The sequence below is a fragment of the Leifsonia sp. SIMBA_070 genome (genome assembly GCF_046534635.1).
GTDB lineage: Bacteria > Actinomycetota > Actinomycetes > Actinomycetales > Microbacteriaceae > Leifsonia.
This window is the reverse complement of record NZ_JAWRYK010000002.1, coordinates 45,031-69,653: the sequence shown is the minus strand read 5'-3', so window position 1 is coordinate 69,653 and position 24,623 is coordinate 45,031. Positions and strand designations below refer to the sequence as shown.

Annotated in this window: 26 protein-coding genes; 17 read left to right on the top strand and 9 right to left on the bottom strand. The window is 70.2% G+C overall.

Going from position 1 to position 24,623, the window contains the following annotated elements:
* The first annotated feature begins 36 nt into the window (after positions 1 to 36).
* The 5 genes from SB754_RS15995 to SB754_RS15975 all read left to right on the top strand — a co-directional run bounded on the left by SB754_RS15995 (position 37) and on the right by SB754_RS15975 (position 5,440).
* Positions 37 to 1,359 (top strand): ABC transporter substrate-binding protein, encoded by a 1,323-nt coding sequence (locus tag SB754_RS15995; protein ID WP_410783404.1) that lies wholly within the window; start codon positions 37 to 39, stop codon positions 1,357 to 1,359.
* Positions 1,356 to 2,354, top strand: coding sequence for a carbohydrate ABC transporter permease (locus tag SB754_RS15990; protein ID WP_410783403.1), 999 nt, complete (start codon positions 1,356 to 1,358; stop codon positions 2,352 to 2,354). Before SB754_RS15995 ends, SB754_RS15990 begins: the two co-directional genes overlap by 4 nt.
* Positions 2,348 to 3,184, top strand: coding sequence for a carbohydrate ABC transporter permease (locus tag SB754_RS15985; RefSeq protein ID WP_410783402.1), 837 nt, complete (start codon positions 2,348 to 2,350; stop codon positions 3,182 to 3,184). The genes SB754_RS15990 and SB754_RS15985 overlap by 7 nt, the downstream gene beginning before the upstream one ends.
* A gap of 4 nt (positions 3,185 to 3,188) precedes the next feature.
* A complete protein-coding gene (locus SB754_RS15980) occupies positions 3,189 to 4,358 on the top strand; it encodes an MFS transporter (protein ID WP_410783401.1) in 1,170 nt (389 codons plus the stop codon).
* 200 nt (positions 4,359 to 4,558) lie between these two features.
* Positions 4,559 to 5,440 carry a manganese catalase family protein gene (locus SB754_RS15975; protein WP_410783400.1) on the top strand — a complete coding sequence of 294 codons (882 nt, stop codon included), beginning with the start codon at positions 4,559 to 4,561 and terminating at the stop codon, positions 5,438 to 5,440.
* Between the two features lie 3 nt (positions 5,441 to 5,443).
* On the opposite strand, the gene SB754_RS15970 is transcribed toward SB754_RS15975, so the two are convergent.
* The 4 genes from SB754_RS15970 to SB754_RS15955 form a co-directional block, all read right to left on the bottom strand.
* Positions 5,444 to 6,916: an aminotransferase class I/II-fold pyridoxal phosphate-dependent enzyme gene (locus tag SB754_RS15970; RefSeq protein WP_410783399.1), complete on the bottom strand. Its 1,473-nt coding sequence runs from the start codon at positions 6,914 to 6,916 to the stop codon at positions 5,444 to 5,446.
* Positions 6,917 to 6,971: 55 nt separating this feature from the next.
* A complete protein-coding gene (locus SB754_RS15965; RefSeq protein ID WP_410783398.1) occupies positions 6,972 to 7,913 on the bottom strand; it encodes a helix-turn-helix transcriptional regulator in 942 nt (313 codons plus the stop codon).
* A gap of 93 nt (positions 7,914 to 8,006) precedes the next feature.
* Positions 8,007 to 8,180, bottom strand: a complete 174-nt coding sequence (locus SB754_RS15960; RefSeq protein WP_410783397.1) for a hypothetical protein — start codon at positions 8,178 to 8,180, stop codon at positions 8,007 to 8,009.
* Between the two features lie 3 nt (positions 8,181 to 8,183).
* Entirely contained in the window at positions 8,184 to 8,585 is a 402-nt protein-coding gene (locus SB754_RS15955; RefSeq protein ID WP_410783396.1) for a ChaB family protein, read from the bottom strand.
* A gap of 147 nt (positions 8,586 to 8,732) precedes the next feature.
* On the opposite strand from SB754_RS15955, the gene SB754_RS15950 reads away from it, so the two are divergent.
* The 5 genes from SB754_RS15950 (at position 8,733) to SB754_RS15930 (ending at position 13,575) form a co-directional block, all read left to right on the top strand.
* A complete protein-coding gene (locus SB754_RS15950) occupies positions 8,733 to 9,947 on the top strand; it encodes an alcohol dehydrogenase catalytic domain-containing protein (RefSeq protein WP_410783395.1) in 1,215 nt (404 codons plus the stop codon).
* A 35-nt stretch (positions 9,948 to 9,982) separates the two neighbouring features.
* Positions 9,983 to 10,801, top strand: a complete 819-nt coding sequence (locus tag SB754_RS15945) for an alpha/beta fold hydrolase (protein ID WP_410783394.1) — start codon at positions 9,983 to 9,985, stop codon at positions 10,799 to 10,801.
* On the top strand, positions 10,798 to 11,484 hold the full coding sequence (locus tag SB754_RS15940; protein ID WP_410783393.1) for an esterase/lipase family protein: 687 nt from the start codon (positions 10,798 to 10,800) through the stop codon (positions 11,482 to 11,484). Before SB754_RS15945 ends, SB754_RS15940 begins: the two co-directional genes overlap by 4 nt.
* A gap of 69 nt (positions 11,485 to 11,553) precedes the next feature.
* A complete protein-coding gene (locus SB754_RS15935; RefSeq protein ID WP_410783392.1) occupies positions 11,554 to 11,997 on the top strand; it encodes an META domain-containing protein in 444 nt (147 codons plus the stop codon).
* A 144-nt stretch (positions 11,998 to 12,141) separates the two neighbouring features.
* On the top strand, positions 12,142 to 13,575 hold the full coding sequence (locus SB754_RS15930) for a glutamate decarboxylase (RefSeq protein WP_410783391.1): 1,434 nt from the start codon (positions 12,142 to 12,144) through the stop codon (positions 13,573 to 13,575).
* A gap of 13 nt (positions 13,576 to 13,588) precedes the next feature.
* Here SB754_RS15930 and SB754_RS15925 read toward each other — a convergent pair whose 3' ends face one another.
* Positions 13,589 to 14,494, bottom strand: coding sequence for an SDR family oxidoreductase (locus SB754_RS15925; protein WP_410783390.1), 906 nt, complete (start codon positions 14,492 to 14,494; stop codon positions 13,589 to 13,591).
* Positions 14,495 to 14,591: 97 nt separating this feature from the next.
* Between SB754_RS15925 and SB754_RS15920 the strand changes: the two genes are divergently transcribed.
* The gene (locus SB754_RS15920; RefSeq protein ID WP_410783389.1) at positions 14,592 to 15,155 is read left to right on the top strand and encodes a TetR family transcriptional regulator; all 564 of its coding nucleotides are present in this window, start codon (positions 14,592 to 14,594) and stop codon (positions 15,153 to 15,155) included.
* 78 nt (positions 15,156 to 15,233) lie between these two features.
* On the opposite strand, the gene SB754_RS15915 is transcribed toward SB754_RS15920, so the two are convergent.
* Positions 15,234 to 16,340: a glycosyltransferase gene (locus tag SB754_RS15915; RefSeq protein ID WP_410783388.1), complete on the bottom strand. Its 1,107-nt coding sequence runs from the start codon at positions 16,338 to 16,340 to the stop codon at positions 15,234 to 15,236.
* 132 nt (positions 16,341 to 16,472) lie between these two features.
* On the opposite strand from SB754_RS15915, the gene SB754_RS15910 reads away from it, so the two are divergent.
* Positions 16,473 to 17,429: a PrsW family intramembrane metalloprotease gene (locus SB754_RS15910; RefSeq protein WP_410783387.1), complete on the top strand. Its 957-nt coding sequence runs from the start codon at positions 16,473 to 16,475 to the stop codon at positions 17,427 to 17,429.
* 115 nt (positions 17,430 to 17,544) lie between these two features.
* On the opposite strand, the gene SB754_RS15905 is transcribed toward SB754_RS15910, so the two are convergent.
* Positions 17,545 to 18,213 (bottom strand): helix-turn-helix transcriptional regulator, encoded by a 669-nt coding sequence (locus tag SB754_RS15905; RefSeq protein WP_410783386.1) that lies wholly within the window; start codon positions 18,211 to 18,213, stop codon positions 17,545 to 17,547.
* Between the two features lie 85 nt (positions 18,214 to 18,298).
* On the opposite strand from SB754_RS15905, the gene folE reads away from it, so the two are divergent.
* A complete protein-coding gene (gene folE, locus SB754_RS15900) occupies positions 18,299 to 18,919 on the top strand; it encodes a GTP cyclohydrolase I (RefSeq protein WP_410783385.1) in 621 nt (206 codons plus the stop codon).
* Positions 18,920 to 18,945: 26 nt separating this feature from the next.
* On the top strand, positions 18,946 to 20,052 hold the full coding sequence (gene tal / locus SB754_RS15895) for a transaldolase (protein ID WP_410783384.1): 1,107 nt from the start codon (positions 18,946 to 18,948) through the stop codon (positions 20,050 to 20,052).
* On the opposite strand, the gene rimK is transcribed toward tal, so the two are convergent.
* Positions 20,039 to 21,238, bottom strand: a complete 1,200-nt coding sequence (gene rimK / locus SB754_RS15890; RefSeq protein WP_410783383.1) for a 30S ribosomal protein S6--L-glutamate ligase — start codon at positions 21,236 to 21,238, stop codon at positions 20,039 to 20,041. The two genes, tal and rimK, sit on opposite strands and share 14 nt — an antisense overlap.
* A gap of 26 nt (positions 21,239 to 21,264) precedes the next feature.
* Here rimK and SB754_RS15885 point away from each other — a divergent pair, with 26 nt between their 5' ends.
* Positions 21,265 to 21,741 (top strand): ATP-dependent zinc protease, encoded by a 477-nt coding sequence (locus SB754_RS15885; RefSeq protein WP_410783382.1) that lies wholly within the window; start codon positions 21,265 to 21,267, stop codon positions 21,739 to 21,741.
* A 146-nt stretch (positions 21,742 to 21,887) separates the two neighbouring features.
* On the opposite strand, the gene SB754_RS15880 is transcribed toward SB754_RS15885, so the two are convergent.
* A complete protein-coding gene (locus SB754_RS15880; RefSeq protein ID WP_410783381.1) occupies positions 21,888 to 22,769 on the bottom strand; it encodes a hypothetical protein in 882 nt (293 codons plus the stop codon).
* A gap of 31 nt (positions 22,770 to 22,800) precedes the next feature.
* Between SB754_RS15880 and SB754_RS15875 the strand changes: the two genes are divergently transcribed.
* Together SB754_RS15875 and SB754_RS15870 are read left to right on the top strand one after the other, a co-directional pair.
* Complete coding sequence (locus SB754_RS15875; protein ID WP_410783380.1) at positions 22,801 to 23,688, top strand: DNA-methyltransferase; 888 nt, start codon at positions 22,801 to 22,803, stop codon at positions 23,686 to 23,688.
* 69 nt (positions 23,689 to 23,757) lie between these two features.
* The gene (locus SB754_RS15870; protein ID WP_410783379.1) at positions 23,758 to 24,582 is read left to right on the top strand and encodes a phosphatase PAP2 family protein; all 825 of its coding nucleotides are present in this window, start codon (positions 23,758 to 23,760) and stop codon (positions 24,580 to 24,582) included.
* Positions 24,583 to 24,623 lie beyond the last annotated feature (41 nt).

Sequence of the window (24,623 nt, the reverse complement as noted above, 5' to 3'; positions counted from 1 at the left end):
GCGGACACCCCGACCGCACGACCCGCACGACGGGAGATGAGCGTGAAGAAGACCAAGGCCATCACGGCAGCGGCAGCGGGCGTCATGGCGCTTGCTCTGACCGCATGCTCGTCCGGCGGGGGAGCCTCCGCCGACATCACCGCGAAGCCGGACTACAACGGCAGCATCAGCATCCTCACCGCCGCCGCGGGCGATCCGCTCGGCTCGTACTTCGAGGGCCTGGTGAAGGACTACCAGAAGCTCCACCCTGGCGTGAAGATCACGCTCGCGCAGGAGACCGACGACAACGCGATCAAGGACAAGGAGAAGGTCCTGATCGGGTCGCAGTCCCTCCCCGACATCTACTTCAGCTACGCCGGCAACTGGGGCGAGAACTTCGCAGCCAACGGCCTGGCCGTCGACCTCAGCTCGGTGATCAAGCCGGGCACCACCTGGGGCGACACCTTCGGCGAGGGCTCCCTGAACGCCTTCAAGTACGACGGCAAGTACTACGGAATCCCGCAGTACGTCGACGGCAAGTTCATGGGCTACAACAAGAAGATCTTCGCGGACCTCGGCCTCGACGTCCCGAAGACGCTGGACGAGCTGATCTCGGACTGCTCCACGATCAAGACCGCCGGCTACGTCCCCATCGCCTTCGGCAACAAGGACGGCTGGCCGGGCCTCCACTACCTCGGGCAGCTGTTCGCGTACGACGTGCCGCAGAAGACCCTCCAGGCCGATCTGCTCCCGAAGACCGCGACGTACACCGACGACGGCTACCTGAAGGGCATGAAGCAGTTCCAGCAGCTGGTGACGCAGTGCACCGGCGACGCCTCCAACTCCAACGGCGTCACGTACACCACTGCCCAGCAGCAGCAGGCGACCGGCAAGGCAGCGATGTACTACCAGGAACTCATCGAGTTCGACTCGGTGAACACCAAGGACAGCCAGCTGGCCAAGGACGGCTTCGGCATCTTCCCGCTGCCCGCCGCCGACGGCGCGAAGGGCGACACGTCGACGCTGGAGGCCGCCCCGGAGGGCTACATGATCAACAAGAAGAGCAAGAACGCGGCCCTCGCGCTCGACTTCATGAAGTTCGTGATGAACAAGAAGAACGCGACCACGCTCTCCTCGCCGCCGTACGGGCAGCCGAGCGCCGTGAAGGATGTGGTGACCGACCAGATCGCCACCCCAGCTGTCGCCGAGGGCACGAAGCTCGTGAACGACGCGAAGTCCACCGTCGTCTGGCTCGACATGGCCAACGTGCCGGCCGTCGGCGACGCGTGGGTCTCCGTCTCGGAGGGCCTCGTCTCCGGCAGCCTCACCCCCGAGGCCGCTCTGAAGGCCGTACGACAGGCGTCCGAGAAGGCGAAATGACCACCACCCAGGCCCCTCAGGCCACCGCGTGGCCGCGGTCCGTCCCCAGCACGAGGCCGGGCCGTGGCCGCACGGCCCCCACGCCCGGGGGCGCATCCCCGCGGTCCGCGAGCCGCGGCTCCGCACGGTGGCGCGGAGTGGTCTGGCTCATCCCCGCGCTGGCCGTCCTGGCGGTCTTCGTCTACTGGCCGCTGATCCAGAACATCGTCTTCAGCTTCCTGAAGTGGAACATCTACTCGGGCGAGCAGACGTTCGTCGGCGTGGACAACTACACCCAGCTCGCGCAGGACCCGATCTTCTGGCGCGCCCTCGGCAACAACACCTGGTACGCCGCACTCTCGATCGTGTTCCAGGTCTTCGGAGCCCTCGTTCTCGCCGCGATCGTGGAGAGCGTGCGCAGCGACCGCTGGCGCAAGGCGTTCCGCGCGATCTACTTCATTCCGTCGGCGATCTCGCTGACCGTCGCCGGCCTCCTGTTCTACTTCATCTACCAGCCGCAGACCGGCATGCTGAACGTGTTCCTCGACAATGTCGGGCTGGGCCAGTTCTCGCAGGCCTGGCTGGGCCACGAGGGCACCGCGATCTTCGCGATCATCGCGATGAGCCAGTGGCAGGGCTTCGGCTACAGCGTGCTGCTGTTCTCGGTGGCGCTGCAGCGCATCCCGCAGGAGCTGTACGAGGCGGCGAACCTGGATGGGGTCGGCCCGATCCGGAGGTTCTTCCAGGTGTCGCTCCCGCTGGTCCGCGAGATGACCGGTCTGATGATGATCGTCACGATCTCGGGCGCCTTCCAGGTGTTCAACGAGGTCATGGTGATGACGAGCGGCGGCCCCAACAATTCGAGCCAGGTGCTGGGCACCTGGCTGTACCACGCCGGTTTCGTGACCAACGACTTCGGGTCCGCGGCGGCCATCGGCGTCGCCATCTTCGTCATCACGCTGCTGCTCGCCGCGGCGCAGCTCGCCTACTCGCGCAAGAGGAGAGTGGAATGGTAGCCCTCGCCCGTCTCGGACGCGGAGTCCGCGCCGCCCTCGTCTGGGCGCTGCTCGTCGCCCTGGCCGTCCTCGTCCTCTATCCGTTGCTGTGGATGGTGACCAACGCCCTGAAGACGAACGCCGAGCTGTTCGGCAACCCGTTCGCGCTGCCGACGCAGTGGCTGTGGCAGAACTTCGGCAAGGCGTGGAACCAGGGTGTCGGCGACTTCGTCCTCACCAGCGTCTCGCTGACCGTGATCGCCACGCTGATCACCGAGCTGATCAGCGCCTGGGCGGCCTACGGGCTGACCCGCGTGAACATCCCGCTGAACCGCACCTTCACCGTCGTCGTGCTCGCCGGGCTGATGCTCGCGCCGACCGTCGCGCTCATCCCTCTGGTGAAGCTGTTCCAGGCGTGGGGCCTGTACGACACCTTCTTCGGCCTCCTCATTCTGTACACGGCGTTCCGGATCCCGTTCACCGTGTTCCTGATGCGCGCGTACATGCTCGACCTGCCGCGCGAGGTGGATGAGGCCGCGTCCATCGACGGCGCCTCCCGCGCCGCGACGTTCTGGCGCATCATCCTGCCGATGAGCATGCCGATCGTGGCGACGACCATGGTGCTGAACGTGCTGCAGAACTGGAACGAGTACCTGTTCGCGATGATCTTCACCAGCGGGACGGGCGTCCAGACGCTCCCGGTGGGCCTCGCCGACATGATGTCGAAGAACGGCACCCAGTACCCGGTCGTCTTCGCCGGGATGGTGATGGCGGCGCTGCCGATGGTGATCCTGTTCTTCGTGTGCCAGCGCTACTTCGTGCGCGGTCTCGCCGGCGGCGTGGGCAAGTAGCGGGGTGCGGACGTACCTGGAGCTCGTCCGCGTCCCCGGCGTCCTGCGGGTCACGGTCTCGCAGTTGGTGGCGCGCTTCCCGCTCGGGATGCTGTCGCTGGCCGTCCTGCTGCACGTGCGGCAGGCGACCGGGTCGTATGCGCTGTCGGGTCTCGTCGTCGCCTGTGTGAGCGTCGGCGAGGCCGTCGCCATGCCGCTGGTGAGCCGGTCGGTCGGCGTGCTCGGCATCCGGCCGCCGGTGCTGACCGCCGCCCTGCTGAATGCGACCGGGATGCTGCTGCTCGCGTTCGGTCCGCCGCAGCCGCTGCTCCTGCTCGCGCTCGGGCTGGTGATCGGCGCCTCCGTCCCTCCGCTGATGCCGGTGGTGCGGGCGCTCTATCCGCGCCTGGTGCCGCGACGGGCCGTGCCCGCGCTGTTCGCCCTCGACACCTCCGCTCAGGAGCTGATCTGGATCACCGGCCCCGTGGTCGCGACCCTCCTGAGCGGCGCCGTGTCGACGCAGGCGCCGCTCGTGCTGGCGGCGGCCGTGACCGTCGGCGGCACCGTCTGGTTCCTGCTCACACCGCACATCGCCGGCGTGCGGCTGCCGCGCAGCGAATCCCGGCCGGGCACCGTGCTGCTGACGCGGTCGGTGCGGCTGGCGGCGGCGGCGAGCTTCGCGCTGATCGCCTCCTTCGCGGCCCTGGAGATCGCCCTGGTCGCCCGCTTCGACGGCCAGGGAGTGCTCGCCGGGCTGGCCATCTCCGTCTCGAGCCTCGGTTCGCTCATCGGCGGCATCGCCTTCGGCCACCGCCGCATCGGACCGCGCGGCCTCTCCGCCGTGCTCGGCGGAGTCGCGCTGGCGACCGCCGCGGCAGGGCTCGTCCCGGGCATCCCTCTGCTGTACGGGGTGCTCTTCCTGTCGGGTCTCGGCTTCGCGCCCTCCCTCGCCGCGCTCTACGCGATGGTCTCGGGCGCGCTGCCGGAGTCGTCCACCCCGGAGGCGTTCGGCTGGCTGAACACAGCGGGCCTGGTCGGAGGCGCGACCGGCACGGCGGTGGCCGGTGTGCTCGGCGACGCCCTCGGTCCCGCCGGTCCGTTCGTGGCAGCGACCGCGGCCTCCGTCGTCGCCGCGCTGCTCCCGATCCTGCCCGGCCTCCGTCCCCGCGCCGGCGACCAGGGCAAGCCCGCGTGACGCGACTGCGCCCTCCCGTCACGAGTGCGGCTGCGCGCGCAGCAGCAGTCGCTACGGGAGGCCGCACTCGCCCCGCGAGCCACCACGCCCGGCCACAGCACGACGCCCATTAATCGCCGCGGCCGCCGACCTGTCAACGGCTGGGACCCGTCGGTTCCGCGCGTACCCCTGGAGGAAACCACCAGAAAGGGGACGCACGTATGTTCTTCCACCGTCAGGAGATGCAGCACACCGCCAAGCCGGACAAGCCGGACGCCGTCTACGCCCGCAAGCTGCAGGAGGTGCTCGGCGGCCAGTACGGCGAGATCACCGTCGCTATGCAGTACGGCTTCCAGGCCTGGAACGCACACATCCCGGGCAAGTACCGCGACCTGCTGTTCGGTATCGGAGCGGAGGAGTTCGGCCACGTCGAGATGCTCGCCGTGATGATCGCGCAGCTGCTGGAGAAGTCGCCGCTCGGGATCACCGAGGATGCCGTGCAGGACGACCCGGTCGTCGCTGCGGTCGTGGGCGGCACGGACGTGCAGCATGCCATCGTCGCCGGCGCGGGCGCCCGCCCGGTCGACAGCAACGGCAACCCGTGGCAGGGCAGTTTCATCACCGCCAGCGGCAACCTCCTCGCCGACTTCACTGCCAACGCGAACGCCGAGATGCAGGGCCGGCTCCAGGTCGCGCGGCTATACCACATGACCGACGACGCGGGCGTGCGGGATCTGCTCTCGTTCCTGCTCGCCCGCGACACGATGCACCAGAACCAGTGGATCGCCGCGGCCGCCGAGCTGCGCGCCGAAGCTGCAGAGGACCTCCCGGTGCCCAGCAACTTCCCGCTCAGCAAGGAGGACCGCGACGTGGCCTACCAGTACATCAACTTCTCCGACGGCGCGACCGCCGCAGAGGGGAGCTGGGCGAGCGGCCCGACCCCGGACGGCAAGGGCGAGTTCGCCTACCTCGACGGGCCGCAGACGACGGTCCCCATGCCGCCGCCCACGCACCCGGACTCGCGGTTCTACGGCACCACGGAGTTGCCCAACACCGTCGAGAAGGTCGCAGGGACGGTGCAGGACAAGCTCAACAAGGAGTGAGCGTCACGCCTGGGGCGGCAGGCTCTGAGTCACTCGGAACGTCTCGAGGCTCGGGTCTGCCGCATCGGGGATGACCATCCCCGCCTTCACCCCGGACACCAGGTAGTCGACGACCGCCTGGTTGATCAGCTCACCGGGGAGGAGCGCCGGGATTCCCGGCGGGTAGGGCGTCACCTGCTCGGCGGCGATCCGCCCGACGGCCTCCACGGCCGGCACCGTCTCGACCGGGCCGAAGAAGGCGTCGCGCGGCAGCGCCTTGACGACCGGCTGCAACTCCTCGCCGGAGGGCAGCGAGACCGGTGAGGGCTCTGGCATCGTCTGCGCGGCCTCCGGAAGCTGGCCGAGCGCATCCAGGAGGCGCCCGGTGGTCTGCTCGTCGTCCGCGATGGAGATCGTCGCCTCGATCCGGCGATGGTCGTTGATGCCGATGTCGAGGCGGTGCTCTGCGCGCAGCCAGTCGGCCACCTGATACCCGGAGACGCCGAGCCCGCTCACGTCGATGATGACGTGCATCGGGTCGAGGTCGTGCGAGGCCTCCTCGTGCAGGAACTCGTCCTTCAGCACGTGCAGACCGTCGATGCGCTCGATGGCGTCGCGCGTGCGGGCGGTGAGCGCGAGCGCATCGCCGAGCAGCTGGGTGCCGTGCTGCACCATCTGCCGGCGCCAGCCGTCGATCGCGGCGTACAGCAGCACGTTCGAGCTGGTGGTGGCCAGCACGTCCGCGCACTGCGCCAGCCTGACCGGATCGACCAGCGATCCCTGCAGGTGGTAGACCGACCCCTGCTCGAACCCGATGCCCATCTTGTGGACGCTGACCACGCAGAGGTCCGCGCCCGCATCCATGGCCCAGGTGGGGAGGTCGTTGTGGAACGGCAGGTGCGCGCCCCAGGCCTCGTCGACGATCACCGGCTTGCCGCGGGAGTGGCAGATCTCCACGATCGCCTGCATGTCGGCGCAGGTGCCGTACGGCGTCGGGCTGGTGACGAGTGCGGCGGAGGCGTCGGGGTAGCGGTCCCACATCCGCTCGTAGTCGTCCGGCCCCGGCGGGTGGGCGATGTGCTGCTCCTCGTCGTAGCGCGTGGGCACCCAGCGGGGCTGCAACCCGGAGAGGACGAGCCCGGCGACGACGGACTTGTGCGCGTCGCGGCCGATGATCAGTTCGCCCTCGCCGCGGGTGACGGCGAGGATGCAGGCTTTGACCGAGAGGGAACTGCCGCAGGTGGAGAAGAAGGCCCGGTCGGCGCCCACGGCGTCCGCCATCAGCTCCTCGGCCTTCGACAGGTAGCCGTTGGAGGACTTCCGGTCGTCGAGTCCGGCGGTGGCGAGCACATCCTCCCGGAGGGCCCCGCCGAGTACGGCGTTCACCCGTTCGTCCGCGCCCTTGCCCTGCCGGTGACCGGGCGGGGTGAACCCGTAGCGGTCGAGCCGGTGGTAGTCGGCGAGCGCGTCGAGGACAGGGGCTTCGTTGTGGTCCATGCCTCAGTACGTACACCGCAGAGCGCGCGGACGGGAGGCCTTGTCAGCCCGCCGCTCAGCCTGCGAGCACGGAGTCGGGGGAGTCGCCGTACGCGTCGCGGTAGCGGCGGGTGAAGCGGTCGGCGTCGGCGAAGCCCCAGCGCGCGGCGAGGTCGGCGAGGTCGGTGGAGGCCGGGTCCGAGACGAGGAGGTCGGTGTGCGCCGCCGACAGTCGCACCCGGGTGAGGTAGCCGCGGACGCTGGTGCCCGCGTGCCGGTGGAAGGCGGCGTGGAGCTGGGCGAGCGTCGCGCCGGACGCCTCGGCCACGTCGCCGAGGGTGATGGGCAGGGACGCATGATCCTCGATGAACCGCACAGCCAGGCGGTAGCGAGCGAGCTCATCGGCGGCGGACAGGTCGCGCTCGCGGGTGTCCCTGTTCAGCGGGAAGCACTCGAGGGCGGCGACGGCGAGGGTGTGGAAGAGGCTGGCGCGCACCAGAGGATGCCGGAACGTTCCAGACTCCATATACTCGGCGGCGACTGTGGCGGCGTTCAGCATGTACTCCGAGTGCCGGGGGCTGACCGCCTGAGGGCGCTCGAACACCACCGAGAGGTCGTCGTCGCCGAAGGTGGTCCGAGCCACATCGCGGAGAATCTCGGGCGCGAGGAAGATGCTCACCATGTCGCTGCCCTCGGACTGGCAGGTGAAGTCGTGCCCCGGCCGGATAAGGAACGGCTCCCCCGTGGCGTTCCCACGCTGCCCGTCGATCTCCCAGCGGTATGACCCTTCGGTCACGTTGACGATCACCAGATCGTCGAAGTCTCCGGACGTCTCCCATTCGCCGCCGATGGAGTAGTGGGCGACCGAGAAGGCCGATTCCGTGGCCTGCTCCACCTCGAACACGAAGCCGGCGTCCGGCTCTGAGGCGAACGCGAAACGGCCGCCGGTGGCGGCAAGAAGAGCATCTGCCTCAGCCGGGTCGGTCGTCCGGCTGTGCAGCCGGGTGAGCTCGGCCATGGTCTCACGCTAGCGGGCGGGAAACGGCGGCCGGAAGGTATTGACGGGAGCCGGCGAACGTGCGTGCGGCCCGTGGCAGGAGCGGGAGACGTGTCAGTCGGTGTGGCCGAGCACCCCGACCGGGATCCCGAACGACAGGGCGATGCAGACGATCCCCCCGAAGAACGTGAGCCCCTGCCATCCGGTGAGCGTGCTGGCGATCCCCAGCAGGAACATCCCCACCAGCAGGAGGAGGAAGCAGCCGATGAATGCCAGCACGTCGCCCATGGGTCAGTCCTTCTTCCGCTTCGCCGCCGTCTCGCGACGGTTCGCCTTCTTGATCTCGTCCACCAGCTCGTCCTTGTTCATGCGGGTGCGGCCGGAGATGTCCAAGCGCTTCGCCACGTCGAGCAGGTGCGATTTGGAGGCGTTGGCGTCGACGCCCTCCTGGGTCTTCGCCTTGGTGTCGCGGCCGCCCTTCGCCTTGGCGTCGGACGGGCCGTTCTCGTCCTTGCGCTCCCAGTGGTCGCCGATCTTCTCGTACTCGTTCTTGAGTGCGGCGAAGGCCGTGCGGTGGGCGCGCTCGCCCTCGCCGTACTCCTTCACCGCCGAGTCGTGGGCTTTCGACCAGAGGGCCTGCGCGTGCTTCTCCGAGCGCTCCAGAGTGGAGGGGAGCTCCTGTGAGGCGGGCATGATTCTGTGGTACTCCTTCCGCTGCGGTCGGTGCCAGTACCTCTCCACAGGTACGCCTCTCCTTCCAGTTTTCAACCGGTTCCGGTTCCCCCACCCCCGCCGCGTACCGTCGCGGCAGTCTGAGGCAATGACCGGGAGGAGACATTCATGAAGGCGATCGTGTGGCACGGAGTCGGCGACATCCGGCTCGATGACGTGCCCGACCCGACCATCCAGGAGCCGACGGATGCGATCGTGCGCATCACGACCAGCGCCATCTGCGGCACCGACCTGCACCTGATCCGCGGCACGATGTCCGGGATGAAGCCCGGTACGGTGCTCGGGCACGAGGCGATCGGCGTGGTGGAGGAGGTGGGCGACCAAGTGCGGGGCTTCTCCCCCGGCGATCGGGTGATCGTGTGCTCCACCATCTCGTGCGGGATCTGCGCCCAGTGCCGTGCCGGCAACAGTGCGCAATGCGATCTGGCCAACCCGAACGGGCCGGCGGCGGGAACCTCGTTCTTCGGCGGGCCCGAGACGACCGGTGCCATCGACGGGTTGCAGGCGCAGTACGCCCGCATCCCCTGGGCGCAGCACACGCTGATCCCGTTGACGGAGGCTCTCAGCGACGAGCAGGCGATCCTGCTGTCCGACATCTTCCCCACCTCCTGGTTCGGCGCCGAGCTCGCGGGCGTCAAGCGGGGAGACACGGTGGCGGTCTTCGGGGCCGGGATCGTCGGGCAGCTGGCGATCGCGTCCGCATTCCGTCAGGGCGCCGAGCGCGTGATCTCCGTCGACGGCATCCAGACCCGGCTCGCCCAGTCCCTCGCGCAGAACGCCGAGGTGATCGACTTCAACGCCGAGTCGCCGGTCGAGGTCATCCAGGAGCTGACGCACGGAGCCGGTGTCGACGCGGTGATCGACGCGGTCGGGGTCGACGCCCAGCGGCCGAAGAGCGGACCAGCGGCCGAGGAGGCCGCGCAGCAGGCAGACGCGTTCGACCAGGCGCGACAGCAGGTGGCGCCCGAGACGAACGTGCAGGGAGACCAGTGGGTGCCGGGCGACGCGCCCACCCTCGTCTCGCAGTGGGCGGTCGAGTCGGTGGCGAAGGCCGGCCGGATCGGCATCATCGGCGTCTACTCGCCGCAGCTCACCCAGTACCCGATCGGCGCGGCGATGAACAAGAACCTGACCGTGAGGATGGGCAACTGCAACCACCGCGCGGTCACCCCGCCGCTGATCGACCTCGTGACGACCGGGCTGTTCGACCCAACCGGCTTCATCACGCAGGAGGTCGGGGCGGTCGATGCCCTGGAGGCCTACAGCAGCTTCGACCGGCGGGAGGAGGGGTGGCTGAAGACGATCCTCGACCCGGCCGCGTGATCCACCGCGCCTGCGGGCGCGGGTAGCGTGGCAGCGTGACCGACGATCATCCGACCGCGCCCCGGCTCCCGCCCCGCTCCGTGGTGACCGTAGACACCGGGCCGATCCGCACCGGGACGATGCACGGCGGGCCGATCCGCAGCGGGCTGCTCGGCGAGTCGCGCGAATCGGCGCCGGTGTTCGTCCTCGTGCACGGCATCGGGGTCAGCTCGCGGTACTTCGAACGGCTCGTCCCCGCGCTCGCCGAGGAGGGCCGGGTCGTCGCGGTCGACCTGCCCGGGTTCGGGAAGGCGAAGCCACACCGGCCGAGCCGTCCGCTCTCCATCGAGGACTTCGCGGAATCGGTGGCACAGGCGATGGACGGGCTGGGCATCGCGGACGCGGTCATCGTCGGCCACTCCATGGGAACCCAGATCGCCGTGTGCCTCGCCGCTCGCCGACCCGACCTCGTCCGCGGCCTCGCGCTGCTCGGTCCTGTCATGGCGCCCGACGACCGCAACGCCGTCAGGGCAGGGGTGCTGCTCGGCATCGACACACTTCGTGAGGACCCGCGCGGAAACCGGATCGTCTTCGGCGACTACCTGCACTGCGGCCTCCGCTGGTACGTGGCGACCCTCCCGGCGATGCTCGAGTACCGGACGGAGCGCGAGCTGGAGGCGGCGGCGGCCGACGTCCCGGTCCTCGTCGTCCGCGGCGCACGCGACCCCATCGCCCGGGACGACTGGGTGCGAGAGCTGGCGGAGCGTTCCGGCGGTCGTGCGGTCACCGTCCCGTCGGTCGCCCACCTGGTGATGCACGGCGCGCCCTGGCGCACGGCCTCCCTGCTGAGGGATCTCGCCCGGGTCCGCACGTGAGACGCGGTCTGCTGCGCCGCACCGGAGTGGTGGTCCTCGACTACCTGTACGCCGGCCGCCACCAGCTGCGGGCGGCCCTCGACCGAAGCACCCCCGACACCCTCGTCGCCGGGGCGGGACATCGCGCACCCGTGGTGATCCTGCCCGGCATCCTCGAGACCTGGCGCTTCCTGCGACCGCTGGCGGAGCACATCCACACCGCCGGTCACCCCGTGCACGTGGTCGCCGCCCTCGGACGCAACCGCATCTCGGTGCCCGAAGCTGCGGCGCTGGTGAACCGGCACCTGGAGGAGCACGACCTCACCGGCGTCGTGATCGTCGCGCACAGCAAGGGCGGCCTCGTCGCCAAGTACCTGATGGGGATGCCCGACTCCGGTCCGCGCATCCGGACGGCCGTGACAGTGGCGACCCCGTACGCCGGCTCGTCGCTCGCCCGATTCATCCCGGTGCCCAGCATCCGGGCGCTGGCGCCGAACACGCCCGGGCTCCTTCGTCTCGCGCTCAGCCGGGCGGTCAACGCGCAGATCGTCTCGGTCTGGGGATGGTTCGACCCGCACGTCCCCGGTGGGAGCCGGCTCGAGGGCGCGCGCAACATCGAGCTCGACGTCGGCGGCCACTTCCGCATCCTCGCCCGGCCCGAGGTGCTGGCCATCGTGGACGAGGTGCTCGCCGGCGACGAATGAGGACTGTCGCCGACCGGGCGCCGGGCGCTACCTTTCCGCCAAGAGCCGGACGATCGGCCGGGAGGAACCATGCTGCTCGACACCCGCACCCGTGACGCTCGCCCCCGCGACGCCCGCGACCCTCGCCCCCGCCGCACCTACGGCCCTCGCCGCCTCCGCGCCGCCGCCGCCCTCCTCGCCGCCACCGCCCTGCTGCTGGCCGGCTGCGCGGGCACGCCGAGCGGCGCCGCGATCACCGGCCGCTGGGGTTCGACATCGTCGGGGCAGCCGAACCTCGACATCCAGAACGACGGCACCTTCGCCGGCTCGGACGGCTGCAACCAGCTCAACGGGCAGGGGCAGATCGACGGCGACCAGATCACGTTCGGGACCATCGCCTCCACGATGATGGCGTGCGAGGGCGTGGACACCTGGCTCAGCAAGGCCGCGACGGGCACCGTGAAGGGCAGCACCATGACCGTCGTCGACCAGGGCGGGAGCACCATCGGCACTCTGAAACGCTCCGGTTCCTGACCGGTTTCCGGGGTCTGTTGCGGGCGCGCGCGGCGTGCATAGGATGTGCCCTGCCACGCCGGGTCCGGGCACGGCCCGCGCGGTGGCGAACCCGCGAGCCGTCGCGCGCGAGCCGGTTCACGTGCCGTCGGAGGAGCGACGTTCATGACAGTCACAGAACCCACGAAGGAGGCTGCGGCCACGAAGCCGCCGTCGACGGCCTTCACCGGAACCACGGACCGCACGCAGCTCAACCCGATCTTCGCCCGGCCGGGTGAGAGCACTGACGTGCCGATCGACCGCATCCCGGACAGCGAGTCGCTGCCCGAGACCGCGTACCAGATCGTGCACGACGAGTCGATGCTCGACGGCAACGCGCGCCTCAACCTGGCCACCTTCGTGGGTACCTGGATGGACGACTACGCGGCTCGGCTCTACGCCGAGTCCGCCGACAAGAACATGATCGACAAGGACGAGTACCCGCAGACCGCCGCGATCGAGACGCGCTGCTGGAAGATGATCGCCGGCCTGTGGAGTGCGCCGGACCCGGAGAAGGCGCTCGGGACCTCCACCATCGGATCGTCCGAGGCCTGCATGCTCGGGGGTCTCGCCCTGAAGCGCCGCTGGCAGCAGGCGCGACGGGCGGCGGGGAAGCCCACCGACAAGCCCAACCTGATCATGTCGAGCGCGGTCCAGGTGTGCTGGGAGAAGTTCTGCAACTACTGGGATGTCGAAGCCCGCTACGTGCCCATCAGCGACGAGCACAAGGTGCTCGACGGTCACGACCTGGGGAAGTACGTCGACGAGAACACGATCGGCGTCGTCGCCATCATGGGCGTCACCTACACCGGCATGTACGAGCCGGTCGCGCAGATCGCCGAGGCGCTCGACCGCATCCAGGCCGACACCGGGCTCGACATCAAGATCCACGTCGACGGTGCGTCGGGCGGCATGATCGCGCCGTTCCTGCAGAAGGACCTGGCCTGGGACTTCCGGGTCGACAGGGTCGTCTCCATCAGCACCTCCGCGCACAAGTACGGGCTGGTGTACCCCGGTCTCGGCTGGGTGGTGTGGCGGAGCGTCGAGGACCTCCCCGCCGACCTCGTCTTCGACGTCACCTACCTCGGCGGGCACATGCCCACCTTCGCGCTCAACTTCTCGCGCCCAGGCGCGCAAGTGCTGCTGCAGTACTACCTGTTCCTGCGGCTCGGATGGGACGGCTACTACCGCGTCCAGAAGGTGACCCAGGATGTGGCGCTGTACCTCTCCGGCGAGATCGGGAAGATCCCGGCGTTCGAGCTGTGGAACGACGGATCCGACATCCCCGTCTTCGCCTGGCAGCTCAGGAAGGGCCACACCGACAAGTGGAACCTCTACCACTTGTCCGAGCGGCTCCGGCTGAAGGGGTGGCTCATCCCCGCCTACCCGATGCCGGACGACCTCTCGGATCTGACCGTCCAGCGGATCGTCGTGCGCAACGGCCTCAGCCACAGTCTCGCCGAGTCGCTCGTCGTCGACATCCGCGAGGCGGTCGATTACCTCGACCGCCTCGAGACGCCGATGCCGGTGGAGGGTCAGGCCACCTTCTTCACGCACTGACCAGGCGAGAGGATCAGGCCGCCGCCCGCTCGAAGTAGTGGCCGGCGGCCAGATCCTCGAGCAGGGTGGGGCCGGTCGGCTCCCAGCCGAGCCGTGCGCGGGTGAGCGCGCTGGAGGCCGGGATGTCGAGGCCGAAGAAGGCGCCGATCCAGCCGAAGTGCGACTCCACGTCGGCGGCGTCGATCGCGGCCACGGGAACACCGGCTCCCCGGCCGATCGCCTCCGCCATCTCCCGCGCAGGGATCCCCTCCTCGCCGACCGCGTGGACGACGCTCGCGGCGTCCGGGTTCGCGAGCGCGAGCGCCACGAGCCGGGCGGCGTCGCTGCGGTGGACGGCCGGCCACCGGCTGGAGCCGTCGCCCGTGTAGCCCGCCACGCCCGTGCGTCGGGCGATATCGACCAGCACCGCGGTGAAGCCGTGGTCGCCGTCGCCGTGCACCGTCGGCGAGAACCGCAGAGCGATCGGCTTGATGCCCCGCTCCGCCGACCCGAGCGCCAGTGGCTCAACACCCCCGCGCGGCGCGGTGGGCCCGCTGAACGGCGAGGCGTCGTTCTCGGTGGCCACCCGGCCGGGCGCGAGGAGGGCGACGCCCGACGCGAAGAGGAGCGGCTTCCCGCTGCCGTCCAGCGCGTCGATGAAGGTTTCCATCGCCGCGCGCTCGGTGGTCCCGGCGGCGGCGAAGTTGTCGAAGTCGTGCTTGAAGGCCAGATGGATGACGGCGTCGGAGGCGGCCGCGTTCTCACGCAGTACGTCGAGGCTGTCGATGTCTCCCGCGACGGCCTCCGCGCCGGCCTCGCGCAGGGCGGCGGCCGAGCGCTCCGAGCGGGCGAGGCCGACGACCTCGTGCCCCGCGGAGATCAGCTCGGGGACGACGGCCGAGCCGATCCATCCCGAGCCTCCAGTGATGAATACGCGCATGATGCGCTCCTTCCGATTCGTCATGTCAGAGACTGACGTCAGTGACTGACGTCAGCGTAGCATCCATGTCAGCGTCTGTCATCACTACACTGGGTTCATGGGACGATGGGAGCCGGGAGCACGCGAGCGACTGGTCGGCGCCGCGATCGAGCTGTACGCCGACCCGGGGTTCGAGCAGACCACCGTCGCCGATATCGCCGAGCGGGCCGGGGTCACCGAGCGCACCTTCTTCCGCTACTTCGCCGACAAGCGCGAGGTGCTCTTCGCCGGTTCGGACCTGTTCCAGGAGGCCGTGCTCACCGCCATCGCCGCCGCGCCCTCCGACGCTTCACCGCTCTCGGCTGCGGCCGCAGGGTACGTGGCGGCGGCCGGCTACCTGCAGAACCAGCCGGACCCGACCTTCCCCCGCCGCCGCGCCGCCGTCATCGCGGCCAACCCCAGCCTCCTGGAGCGCGAACTGCTGAAACTCGCCAGGGGGAGAGCGGCCGCCGCCCAGGCGCTGCAGGCGCGCGGTGCCGATCCGGCCGAGGCGGCCGTGGCGGCGGAAGCGGCGTCGTCCGCGTTCCACCTCGCGTTCGAGCGCTGGGTGCTGGCCGACGAGCCGCTCGACCTGCAAGCCTTGGTCCAGGAGGGCGTCGAGCGCTTCCGCGCGCTCTCCTGACGGCCAGGGCGGCAGAGTCGCAACAGCTTCCACCGGCTCGTCAGCGAGAAATCGCGCGCACAGTCCTCAGCGCTGCTGTCAGCCGCGCACCCGGGTGAGCGCTTCGGCCGCGACCTCCCCTGGCTCGGGGAGCGCCAGCAGCTCGTCGCGCAGCGCCGCGGCGCACGACCGGGCGTGGGGGTCGGCAGCGACAGCCTCCACGGCGCCCCGGATGTCCTCAGTGGTCGCCGAGAGGACGTCGAGCGCTGCGCCCACGCCGAGCGCTTCGACGCGGTCGCCGTTGAACGGCTGATCCGCACCCATCGGAAGCAGCACCTGCGGTGTGCCGTGCAGGGCCGATCCGACCAGCATCCCGCTGCCTCCATGGTGCATCACGACCGAGGCGCGCGGCAGCAAGGATGCGAAGTCCGCGTAGCGGACGACCTGGAGGTGTGGAGGCTGCGGCCCGAAGCGGGAGGGGTCCAGGTCTCGGCCGACCGCGACAGTGCTGGGCCGTTCCAGTCCAGCCAGAGCCGCGAGCATCCTGTCGAACAGGTCGCCTGATTCGGTGTTGAACTCGGTGCCGAGCGTCGCCACGAGGGAGCCGTCCGGCTTCTCGGCGGCATCGCCGTCCGGACGCATCCAAAGCGCGTCTGCTGGGGCAGGATGCGCGGGGTCGCGCAGGCAGGGAGCGAACGGAACCACGAAGGCATCGCCGCGCGGACGCACGGCCTCGTCGAGCCCGACATGGCCCGCGAGCCTATCGAGGGCCGACCGGATGCGCTCGGTCCGGACCAGAGCGCCCGACGCGATCACCGCGACCACGATCACCGGAACGCCGGCCCGTTGCCCGGCCGCGATTGCGCCGAAGTCGAGCTCGTCGCAGATCACGAGGTCGAAGTCGGCGAGGAGCGCCGATAGCGCGTCTGCTGACCGCCAGGCGGCGTCGCCGGCGAAGTGGCGCTCCACGACGGCGATCTCCGCCTCCCGGTCGACAGCTGAGAGCGGCGCGATGCCGGCGCGGGTCTGTGCCCGGCGATCAGGCTCCGCGACGATGTGCGCGAACAACCCGGAGGGCGCCGACCTCGTCGCGGACTCGCGTCCGCGCAGGACGAGTTCGTGCCCGTTCTGCGCTAGCGCCCTGAGCAGGGGTAGCTGGGGGAGGAAGTGCCCTGCGCCGCCGACGAAGCTACAGAGAATGCGCATTTCGCCGAGCCTAGCGGCGTGACGCCTATCTCGGCACACCGTCCCTTCGTCCTCGCCGCCCCGTCCACCCGTTGCCCTCCGGCTGCCCGGTGGGATGATGGCCCGCACATGCAATCGGACGGAGGGCTGACCATGGCTTCGGAGACCTGGGTCGACGCGCAGGCTGGGGCGGCCCCGCATCCGCACCACCATCACGGCTGGTGGTGGAAGACGCTGCTGACCGGCTTCGTCGTGTGGATCCTGACCATCGTGGTCACGGTCGCCACGCAGAACACGAACCTCATCCCGACGTTGATCCTGATCGGCAGCTTCCTGGTGCCGTTCTGCGTCGTGCTGTTCGCCATCGAGCGGGTGACCGGCAGCATCAGCTCTCTGCAGCTGGTGCTCGCCTTCTTCGTCGGTGGCATCTTCGGCGTGCTCGGCGCCTCCCTGCTGGAGGTCGACCTCCACCAGTCGTGGCTGATGTACCTCCTGGTCGGCCTGATCGAGGAGTTCGTGAAGGCCGTCCTCCTGGTCATCATCGGCTGGCGGGTGGTGCCGAAGACCGCGACGCAGGGCGCCCTGCTCGGAGCGACGGTCGGCGCCGGGTTCGCCGCGTTCGAGTCCGCCGGCTACGCGTTCAACGCGGCCATCACCTCCCGCGGCATCGACCTCGTTTCGCTGCTGCAGACGGAGGTGCTGCGCGCCATCCTCGCCCCGGTCGGCCACGTGCTGTGGACGGCCGTCCTCGGCGCCGTCCTGTTCGGGGCCGCGCGCGGGAGGGACCGGTTCCGCTTCTCGATCTGGATCGTCGTGACGTACCTCGGTGTCGCCGTGCTCCACGGCCTCTGGGACTCGGCGAGTGACCTCGCAGCCGTGATCGCGCTGATCGCGAACGGCCGCGCCCTGCAGGAGCTGACCACGTCCGGCGGCCTGACGCAGCAGACCGCGTCGGCGGTCACGGCGCTAGCGGGCATCCTCTACATCGTGGTCCTGATCGTGGTGGCCGCCGCCGGCATCGCGACTCTCTGGCTCATCCTCCGCCACTACCGCCACGCCGAGCGCCGCCGCCTCGCGGACCAGCCGCCCCCGCCCGCGCCCGTCCCGTAGCCGCTCCCCACCTCTTCCTCGAAGTGCACGTAGTTGCGGGCGACACGCCGTGTGCCGACGCAACGAGGTGCACTTCGGCGAATCCTCACCGCTCGGCGGCCCGCTTCCGTGCACATCACGGCGCCGGGCGGATGAACACGCAGCACCGTCCGTCCGGGGGCACAAGCTCCGCGCGGTCCGGATCGTCGTCACGTCCTTCGAGGACGCCGCGGATCAGGGCGTGGTTGATGCCGCAGACGACGTCCGGATGCTGCCGTGCCAGCCGGTGGAAGGGACAGTTGCGCAGGGTGATGCCCGCGTCGGCGCCCTGGGTGCCGTCTGCGGGTTCGTACCCGCGGTCGCGCAGCTCCTGCACGAGCGGCACCGTGGGCGCCGAGCCCGCCCGACCGCGCTCCTCCGCGGCAGCCGTGAGAGACGCGAGGAGCCGTCCGCTGTCATCCACTGCGACCGCATCGGTCAGGAGGCCGGCGAGGAGGCGGTAGTCGCGCTCGGGGACCGACACCGTCGTCTCGCGCTCGCTCCGGACGTATCGCTTCGCCGGCCGGCCGGCGCCGGGGCCCTGCCGTCCTGGCTCGCGGGAGTAGCCCGTCTCGAGCAGCCCGGCCTCCGCCAGCCGGTCGAGGTGGTAGGCGGCGAGGGTGCGGCTCATCCCGGTCGCCGTCGCGGCCTCCTCGCGGCCCACCGGCGTGTCGCGGGAGGAGACGTAGTCGTAGAGGCGCCGGCGCGCCGGATCGGAGAGAGCGCTGATGCTGTCCAACGCGTCGTCGCGGCTGTCGTCCTCCATGGTCCCCACTCTAACAACAATGGATCTTGACAAAAAGGGGGAGTCGACGCACTCTGAGAAGAGACGGACGGCAGGAGGCTGGATCGTGACCACGTCATCGCTCTCGCGCACAGCGCATCGGCCCGACCTGCGGGTCGTCTCGGCCGCACGGCCCGTCGACCTGGAAGCCGCAGAAGAAGCCGCCGCCTCCTTCCTCGAAGCGCTCGGGATGTCGCTCGCCTCCGACCACCTCCGCGACACCCCGGGGCGGATGGCGCGCGCCTGGGCCGAGATGATGACGCCGCGGCCGTTCGACCTGACGACCTTTCCGAACGACGAGGGGTACGACGAGCTGGTGGTCGCCCGCGACATCCCGGTCCGGTCGCTGTGCGAGCACCACCTCCTGCCCTTCACCGGTCGCGCGTGGGTCGCGTATCTTCCCGGTGAGCGGATCCTGGGGCTCTCCAAACTCGCCAGGGTGGTCGAGCTGTTCGCGTGCCGCCCGCAGACCCAGGAGCGGCTCACCAAGCAGGTGGCCGACTGGCTGCAGGCGCAGCTCCAGCCGCTCGCCGTCGGCGTGGTCATCGCGGCCGAGCACTCGTGCATGACGCTGCGCGGCGCCAACGCCGTGGGCTCCAGCACGGTCACGTCGACGCTGCTGGGCCGGCTCCGTGACGACGCCCGGTCCCGGGCCGAGTTCCTGGCGATCACCGGCGTCGCCTCCTGAGCGGGATTCACGAGAAGGGTCCGATCATGTCCGATCCGCTGTCCGCGCTGGCCGATGCCGGCGTCTCCCTCTGGCTGGACGACCTCAGCCGCGAGCTGCTCCGGTCCGGGCGCCTCGCCGCCCTGGTCGACTCCCGCTACGTGAGCGGGGTCACCACCAACCCCAGCATCTTCGCGGCGGCGATCGGGCGGCGGGAGGAGTACCAGGCGCAGCTTGACGACCTGTCCGCACGCGGCGCCGAGGTCGGTGAGGCGCTGCGCGAGCTGACCGCCCACGACGTGCGGGCCGCCTGCGACGTGCTCCGTCCCTGCTTCGAGACGAGCGGTGGCGCCGACGGCCGCGTCTCCCTCGAAGTGGATGCGCGCCTCGCCCATGACGCCGTCGCGATGACCGCGGAGGCGCGCTCCCTCTGGTGGATGGTCGACCGGCCCAACCTGTTCATCAAGATCCCGGCTACGATCGAGGGCCTCTCGGCGATCACCGCCTGCCTCGCCGAGGGCATCAGCGTCAACGTGACCCTGATCTTCTCACTCACCCGGTACATGCAGGTCATGCGGGCCCACCTCGACGGGATGCGGCAGGCGCTCGACGCGGGCGTCGACGTCGCGAGAATCGCCTCGGTGGCGTCCTTCTTCGTGTCACGGGTCGATGCGGAGGTCGACGGCCGGCTGGAGCGGATCGGCACGCCGGAGGCGCTGGCGCTGCGCGGCCGATCGGCCCTGGCGAACGCGCGGCTGGCCTTCCAGGCGTACGAGCGGATGCTCGCCACCGACGAGTGGCACGCGCTGGCCGCCGCCGGGGTCCTTCCGCAGCGCCCGCTCTGGGCCTCGACGTCGACGAAGAACCCGGCCTATCCGGACACCCTCTACGTCGACGGGCTGGTGACCCGCGGCGTCGTGAACACCATGACCAAGGGCACGCTGGCCGCGGTCGCCGATCATGGGCAGACCTCACCGGAGGACACCGTGCGCGGACGGTACGGCGAGTCGCAGGCGGTCCTCGACACACTGGCCCGGCTGGGCGTCGACTACGACGACGTCGTCGACACGCTCGAAGACGAGGGCATCGCGAAGTTCACCGACGCGTGGACCGGCCTCGCCGGGGAGCTGGCCCGCGTGCTCACTCCTCGGTGAGCGCCTCCTGGGCCTCCTTGGGCAGCTTCCGGACCTTCGCGCGGCGCTTGCGGCGGTCGGGGATCATCGACCGCATCTCCTCCAGGCGGCCGAAGCACAGCAGGCGGTCGCCGGCTTCCAGCACCACGTTGCTGCGCGGGTTGGGGATGACCGCCGCGCCGCGGTGCAGCGTCAGCACGGTGATGTCGCGCTCGCCGAGGCCCGAGTCGCGCAGCGACTTGCCGACCAGGTCGGCGTTGGAGTGCACGAGCAGCTCGGCCACGCCGTAGCCGGTCGAGACCGTGAGGCGCTGCCGCACGTCGATCTCGGGGAAGCCCACCTGATTGTCGATGAAGTCGATGATTGCGCCCGCCACATCCAGCCCGGTCGCACGCTCGATGCCCTCCAGCCCGGGGGAGGAGTTGACCTCCATCACCAGCGGGCCGTCCTTGCCCTCCAGCATGTCGACACCGGCCACCCGCAGACCCATGATCTGCGCCGACCGCACGGCGGCCTCCTCGAACTCGGGAGTGAGCGCGACCTTCTCGACCGTCCCGCCGCGGTGCACGTTGGAGCGGAACTCGTCGCCGCTCGCCACCCGGCGCATCGCCGCGACCACCCGGTCGCCGACGACGAGCGCGCGGATGTCGCGGCCCCGGCTCTCGGCGACGAAGCTCTGGATGAGCACGTTCTGCTTGGTCGAGTGCAGCGTCTCGATGATGGACTCGGCGATCTTCGCCTCCGGCGCGAGGATGACGCCGATGCCCTGCGTCCCCTCCAGCAGCTTGATGACCACCGGGGCCCCGCCGACGCGCTCGATCGCCATCCGCACGTCCGCCCGGCTGTTCACGAAAGCGGTCCGCGGCATGCCGATGTTGTGGCGGGACAGGATCTGCGTGGCGCGCAGCTTGTCCCGGGAGTTGGTGATCCCGTTCGCGGTGTTCGGCGTGTAGACGTCCATCTGCTCGAACTGCCGCACGACGGCGGTGCCGTAGTAGGTGATCGAGTTGCCGATGCGGGGCAGGATGGCGTCGTAGTCGGAGAGCAGCCGCCCCCGGTACTGCAGGTCGGGCTCCTCGCCGGAGAGGTCGATCGCGAAGCGAAGGGTGTTCAGCACCTTGACCGTGTGGCCGCGGTTCTCGGCCGCCGACCGCAGCCGCTGCGTCGAGTACGCGTGCGGGGCGCGCGAGAGGATGGCGAGTTTCACGGGGGTGCTCCTGCGAAGATGGGGGAATGGCCGAACACCATCCAACCACCGACGCGGTCGGCTGGCGTGAGTGGGCGAGCCTGCCGGGGATCGGCGTGGCGTGGATCAAGGTGAAGGTCGACACCGGCGCGCGCAGCTCCTCCCTGCACGCGTTCGACATCGAGGAGCTGCCGGGCGACCGGGTGCGGTTCCGGGTGCAGCCGTGGCAGGACTCCGACCGGGATGCGGTCACGGCCGAGTGCCCGGTGCACGACCGCCGCGTGGTGCGCAGCTCGTCGGGCCACACGGAGGAGCGGATCGTCGTCCTGCTCGACGTGGTCGTCGGCGGCCGGCCGGTCCGGGCCGAGACGACGCTCACGAACCGCGACCAGATGGGGTTCCGGATGCTGGTCGGCCGGGAGGCGCTGCGCCAGGGCTTCGTGGTCGACCCGGCGCGGTCGTTCCTCGGCGGGCGGGCGCCGCGCGAGGTGCGCCGCCGCAACCGCGGCCGCGAGCTCGGCTGAATCCGCCCCCGCGACGCGGACCGGCGGTGGAGCGAGTGCCGCTCCTTGTCACCTGTGCTGCTGCTCGCCCCGCCGCAGACGTGACCTGGAGGGGCAGTCGCCGCGCAGCCGGTCCTCTATTCAGGAGATCGGCCGCGAGCCGGCGCTCACTCGCCGAGCCCCAGCTCCCTCCGCCAGTGGGCGAGGAACTCGGCGCCCGCGTCGTCGTGGATGGCGTCGCCGATCGTGATCACTTCGTACGGCTTCTGCAGCACGCCGTCGGCGGGTCGGACATCCACGTGGGCGACCTCGTAACCGGCGTCGTGGACGAAGTCGGCCATCTTGTAGTCGCTGCGCGAGTCGCCGATCGACCGCCAGCGGCGGGGCAGCGGTCCCCGAGCCGCGAAGTAGTCGAAGGCGCGCTGCGCCCCGCGGTCCTTGTCGAGCAGCACGGACTCGATGTCGGTGGAGATGATCGTCGGGTCGATGCGGAACGGCACGTGCCCGGATGCGTCCGGCGCCACCCGCGATCCGTACCGCAGCCCGACGCCGAGCCCGGTCAGCACCGCGAACGCCTCGTCCTGGAACCGCGCCTGCGCCTCCTGGTACGTCTCGGCATCCACATCGGTGCGCTGCTCGACCGAGATCATCGCCCGCTTGGTCTCGTCGAAGAACATCGTGTCGGCGAACCGGTCGCGCACCAGGCGGCGGATGGCGTCCACCGCCTCCGGGCCGAACGCCACGGTCTCGTCGACGGTGACCTCGCCCATCCCGTCGCCGGTGATCGGCGCCCAGGCGCCGCCCTTCTCGAACACGCCGAACATCCGGGCGCCGTGCTGCTCGAGTGCGTCGGCGAGACCTGCGTCGCGGAGCGGAGTCACCACCTGATGACGGATGAAGTCGCCCGAGCGCCCGGTGATGAAGGCGATCGGGACGCCCGCCGCCGCCATCGACACCAGGTCGGTGACGATGCTGCGGATGGCGATGGTACGGGTGACGGGGCTGGCGATGGGCCCGTCGACATCGAAGAGGAGGCCGAGATTGTGCACGGTCCATTCTCTCCGCTGCGAGAATGGACGCATGTCGCAGCCCGCCCAGTCAGCAAGGCCGCTGTGGCATCCCGACGCACCGAGCACGGTGGCGCACGGCGACAACCTCGAGGTCCTGGCCGCCCTGCCGGACGCGTCGTTCCGGCTGATCTACCTGGACCCTCCCTTCAACACCGGGCGCCCGCAGGCCCGGCAGACGCTCACCTCGGTGCGCTCGGAGGGCGGAGCGGGCAGCGTGATCGGGTTCAAGGGCCGCAGCTACGAGCGGATCAAGGGCGACCTCCTCAGCTACGACGACCGTTTCGAAGACTACTGGGGCTTCCTGGAGCCGCGGCTCATCGAGGCCTGGCGCGTGCTGGCCGACGATGGGACGCTGTACCTCCACCTCGACTACCGGGAGTCGCACTACGCCAAGGTGCTGCTGGATGCGCTGTTCGGCCGCGAGTCGTTCCTCAACGAGATCATCTGGGCGTACGACTACGGCGCGAAGCCGAAGAACCGGTGGCCTGCGAAACACGACACGATCCTCGTGTACGTGAAGGATCCGTCCGCGTATCACTTCGACTCCGCCGCGGTCGAGCGGGAGCCGTACATGGCGCCCGGGCTCGTCACGCCCGAGAAGGCGCAGCTCGGCAAGCTCCCGACCGACGTCTGGTGGCACACGATCGTGTCGCCGACCGGGCGCGAGAAGACCGGGTACCCGACGCAGAAGCCGGAGGGCGTGCTGCGGCGCATCGTCCAGGCGTCCAGCGGCGAAGGGGACTGGGTCCTCGATTTCTTCGCCGGCAGCGGAACCACCGGGGCGGTGGCCGCGTCGCTCGGGCGCCGGTTCCTCCTGGTCGACAGCAATCCGGCCGCAATCGCGGTGATGCGGGAGCGTCTGGCCGGGTGCGATCCGCAGGTCCGCTTCCTCGACTGACACCCGTTCTCCCCACGCTCGGCGTTCGTCCGGAATTCTCCTAGTCGGGTGTGGAAGGGTGGATGCACTATGCGATCGAGCCTGCGCGCCCTCCCCTTCCTCTGGGGTGCTCTCGTCTCTGCGGCCTTGTTCGCCGCCGTGTACCTGATCTTCGTCCGCAGCTACATCGGGCAGATCATCGACGAGCGCGCCTTCGCGGGGGCGGACGCCTGGAAGGGCGCCGTGATCGAGTTCGCGCACACGTTCCTCAACGCGCTTCCCGTCGCCTCGGTGGTGATCGGGGCGGTGATCGCCGTCGCCATCGTGCTGGTGAGGCGCAACTGGCTGGTGTTCGGGGTGGCCGTCGGCGCCGCCGTCGGCGCGAACGTCAGCACGCAGGTGCTGAAGTACACCATCCTGTCGCGGCCAGAGAAGGGCGTGGATGTGGGGCTCTCGAACTCGCTCCCCTCCGGTCATACCGCGGTCGCCGCGTCGGCCGCGCTGGTGGTCTTCCTGCTCGCCGCCCCGAAGTTCCGTCCCCTCGCGGCGGTGGTGGGGTCGGTCTTCGCGATCGCGGCGGGCGCGTCCACTCTCGTGGAGCAGTGGCACCGCCCGAGCGACGTCGTCGCGGGCATGCTTGTCGTCGCGTTCTGGGGATGCCTGGCCGGCATCGTGCTGTCCTGGTTGCACGTGCCCGGCGCCGAGCCGCCGGTCCGCAGCAGGCTGTGGCCCCTGGTCTGGGTGGGCGCGGTGTGCCTGGTGGGCTCGATCGTGGCCCTTGTGGTGACCTATTTCTCCACCGAGGCGGGGACGGAGCACCTGCTCGTCGCCTACGCGGGCGGGGTGGCCGCGATCGTGGCCACGGGCTTCGTGCTGGCGGCCCTCGGCAACCGCCTGTACCGCCGCCTGGCCTGAGGTCCGCTCGGCTCGCCGAGGTGCACGTCGTTGCGTACCGG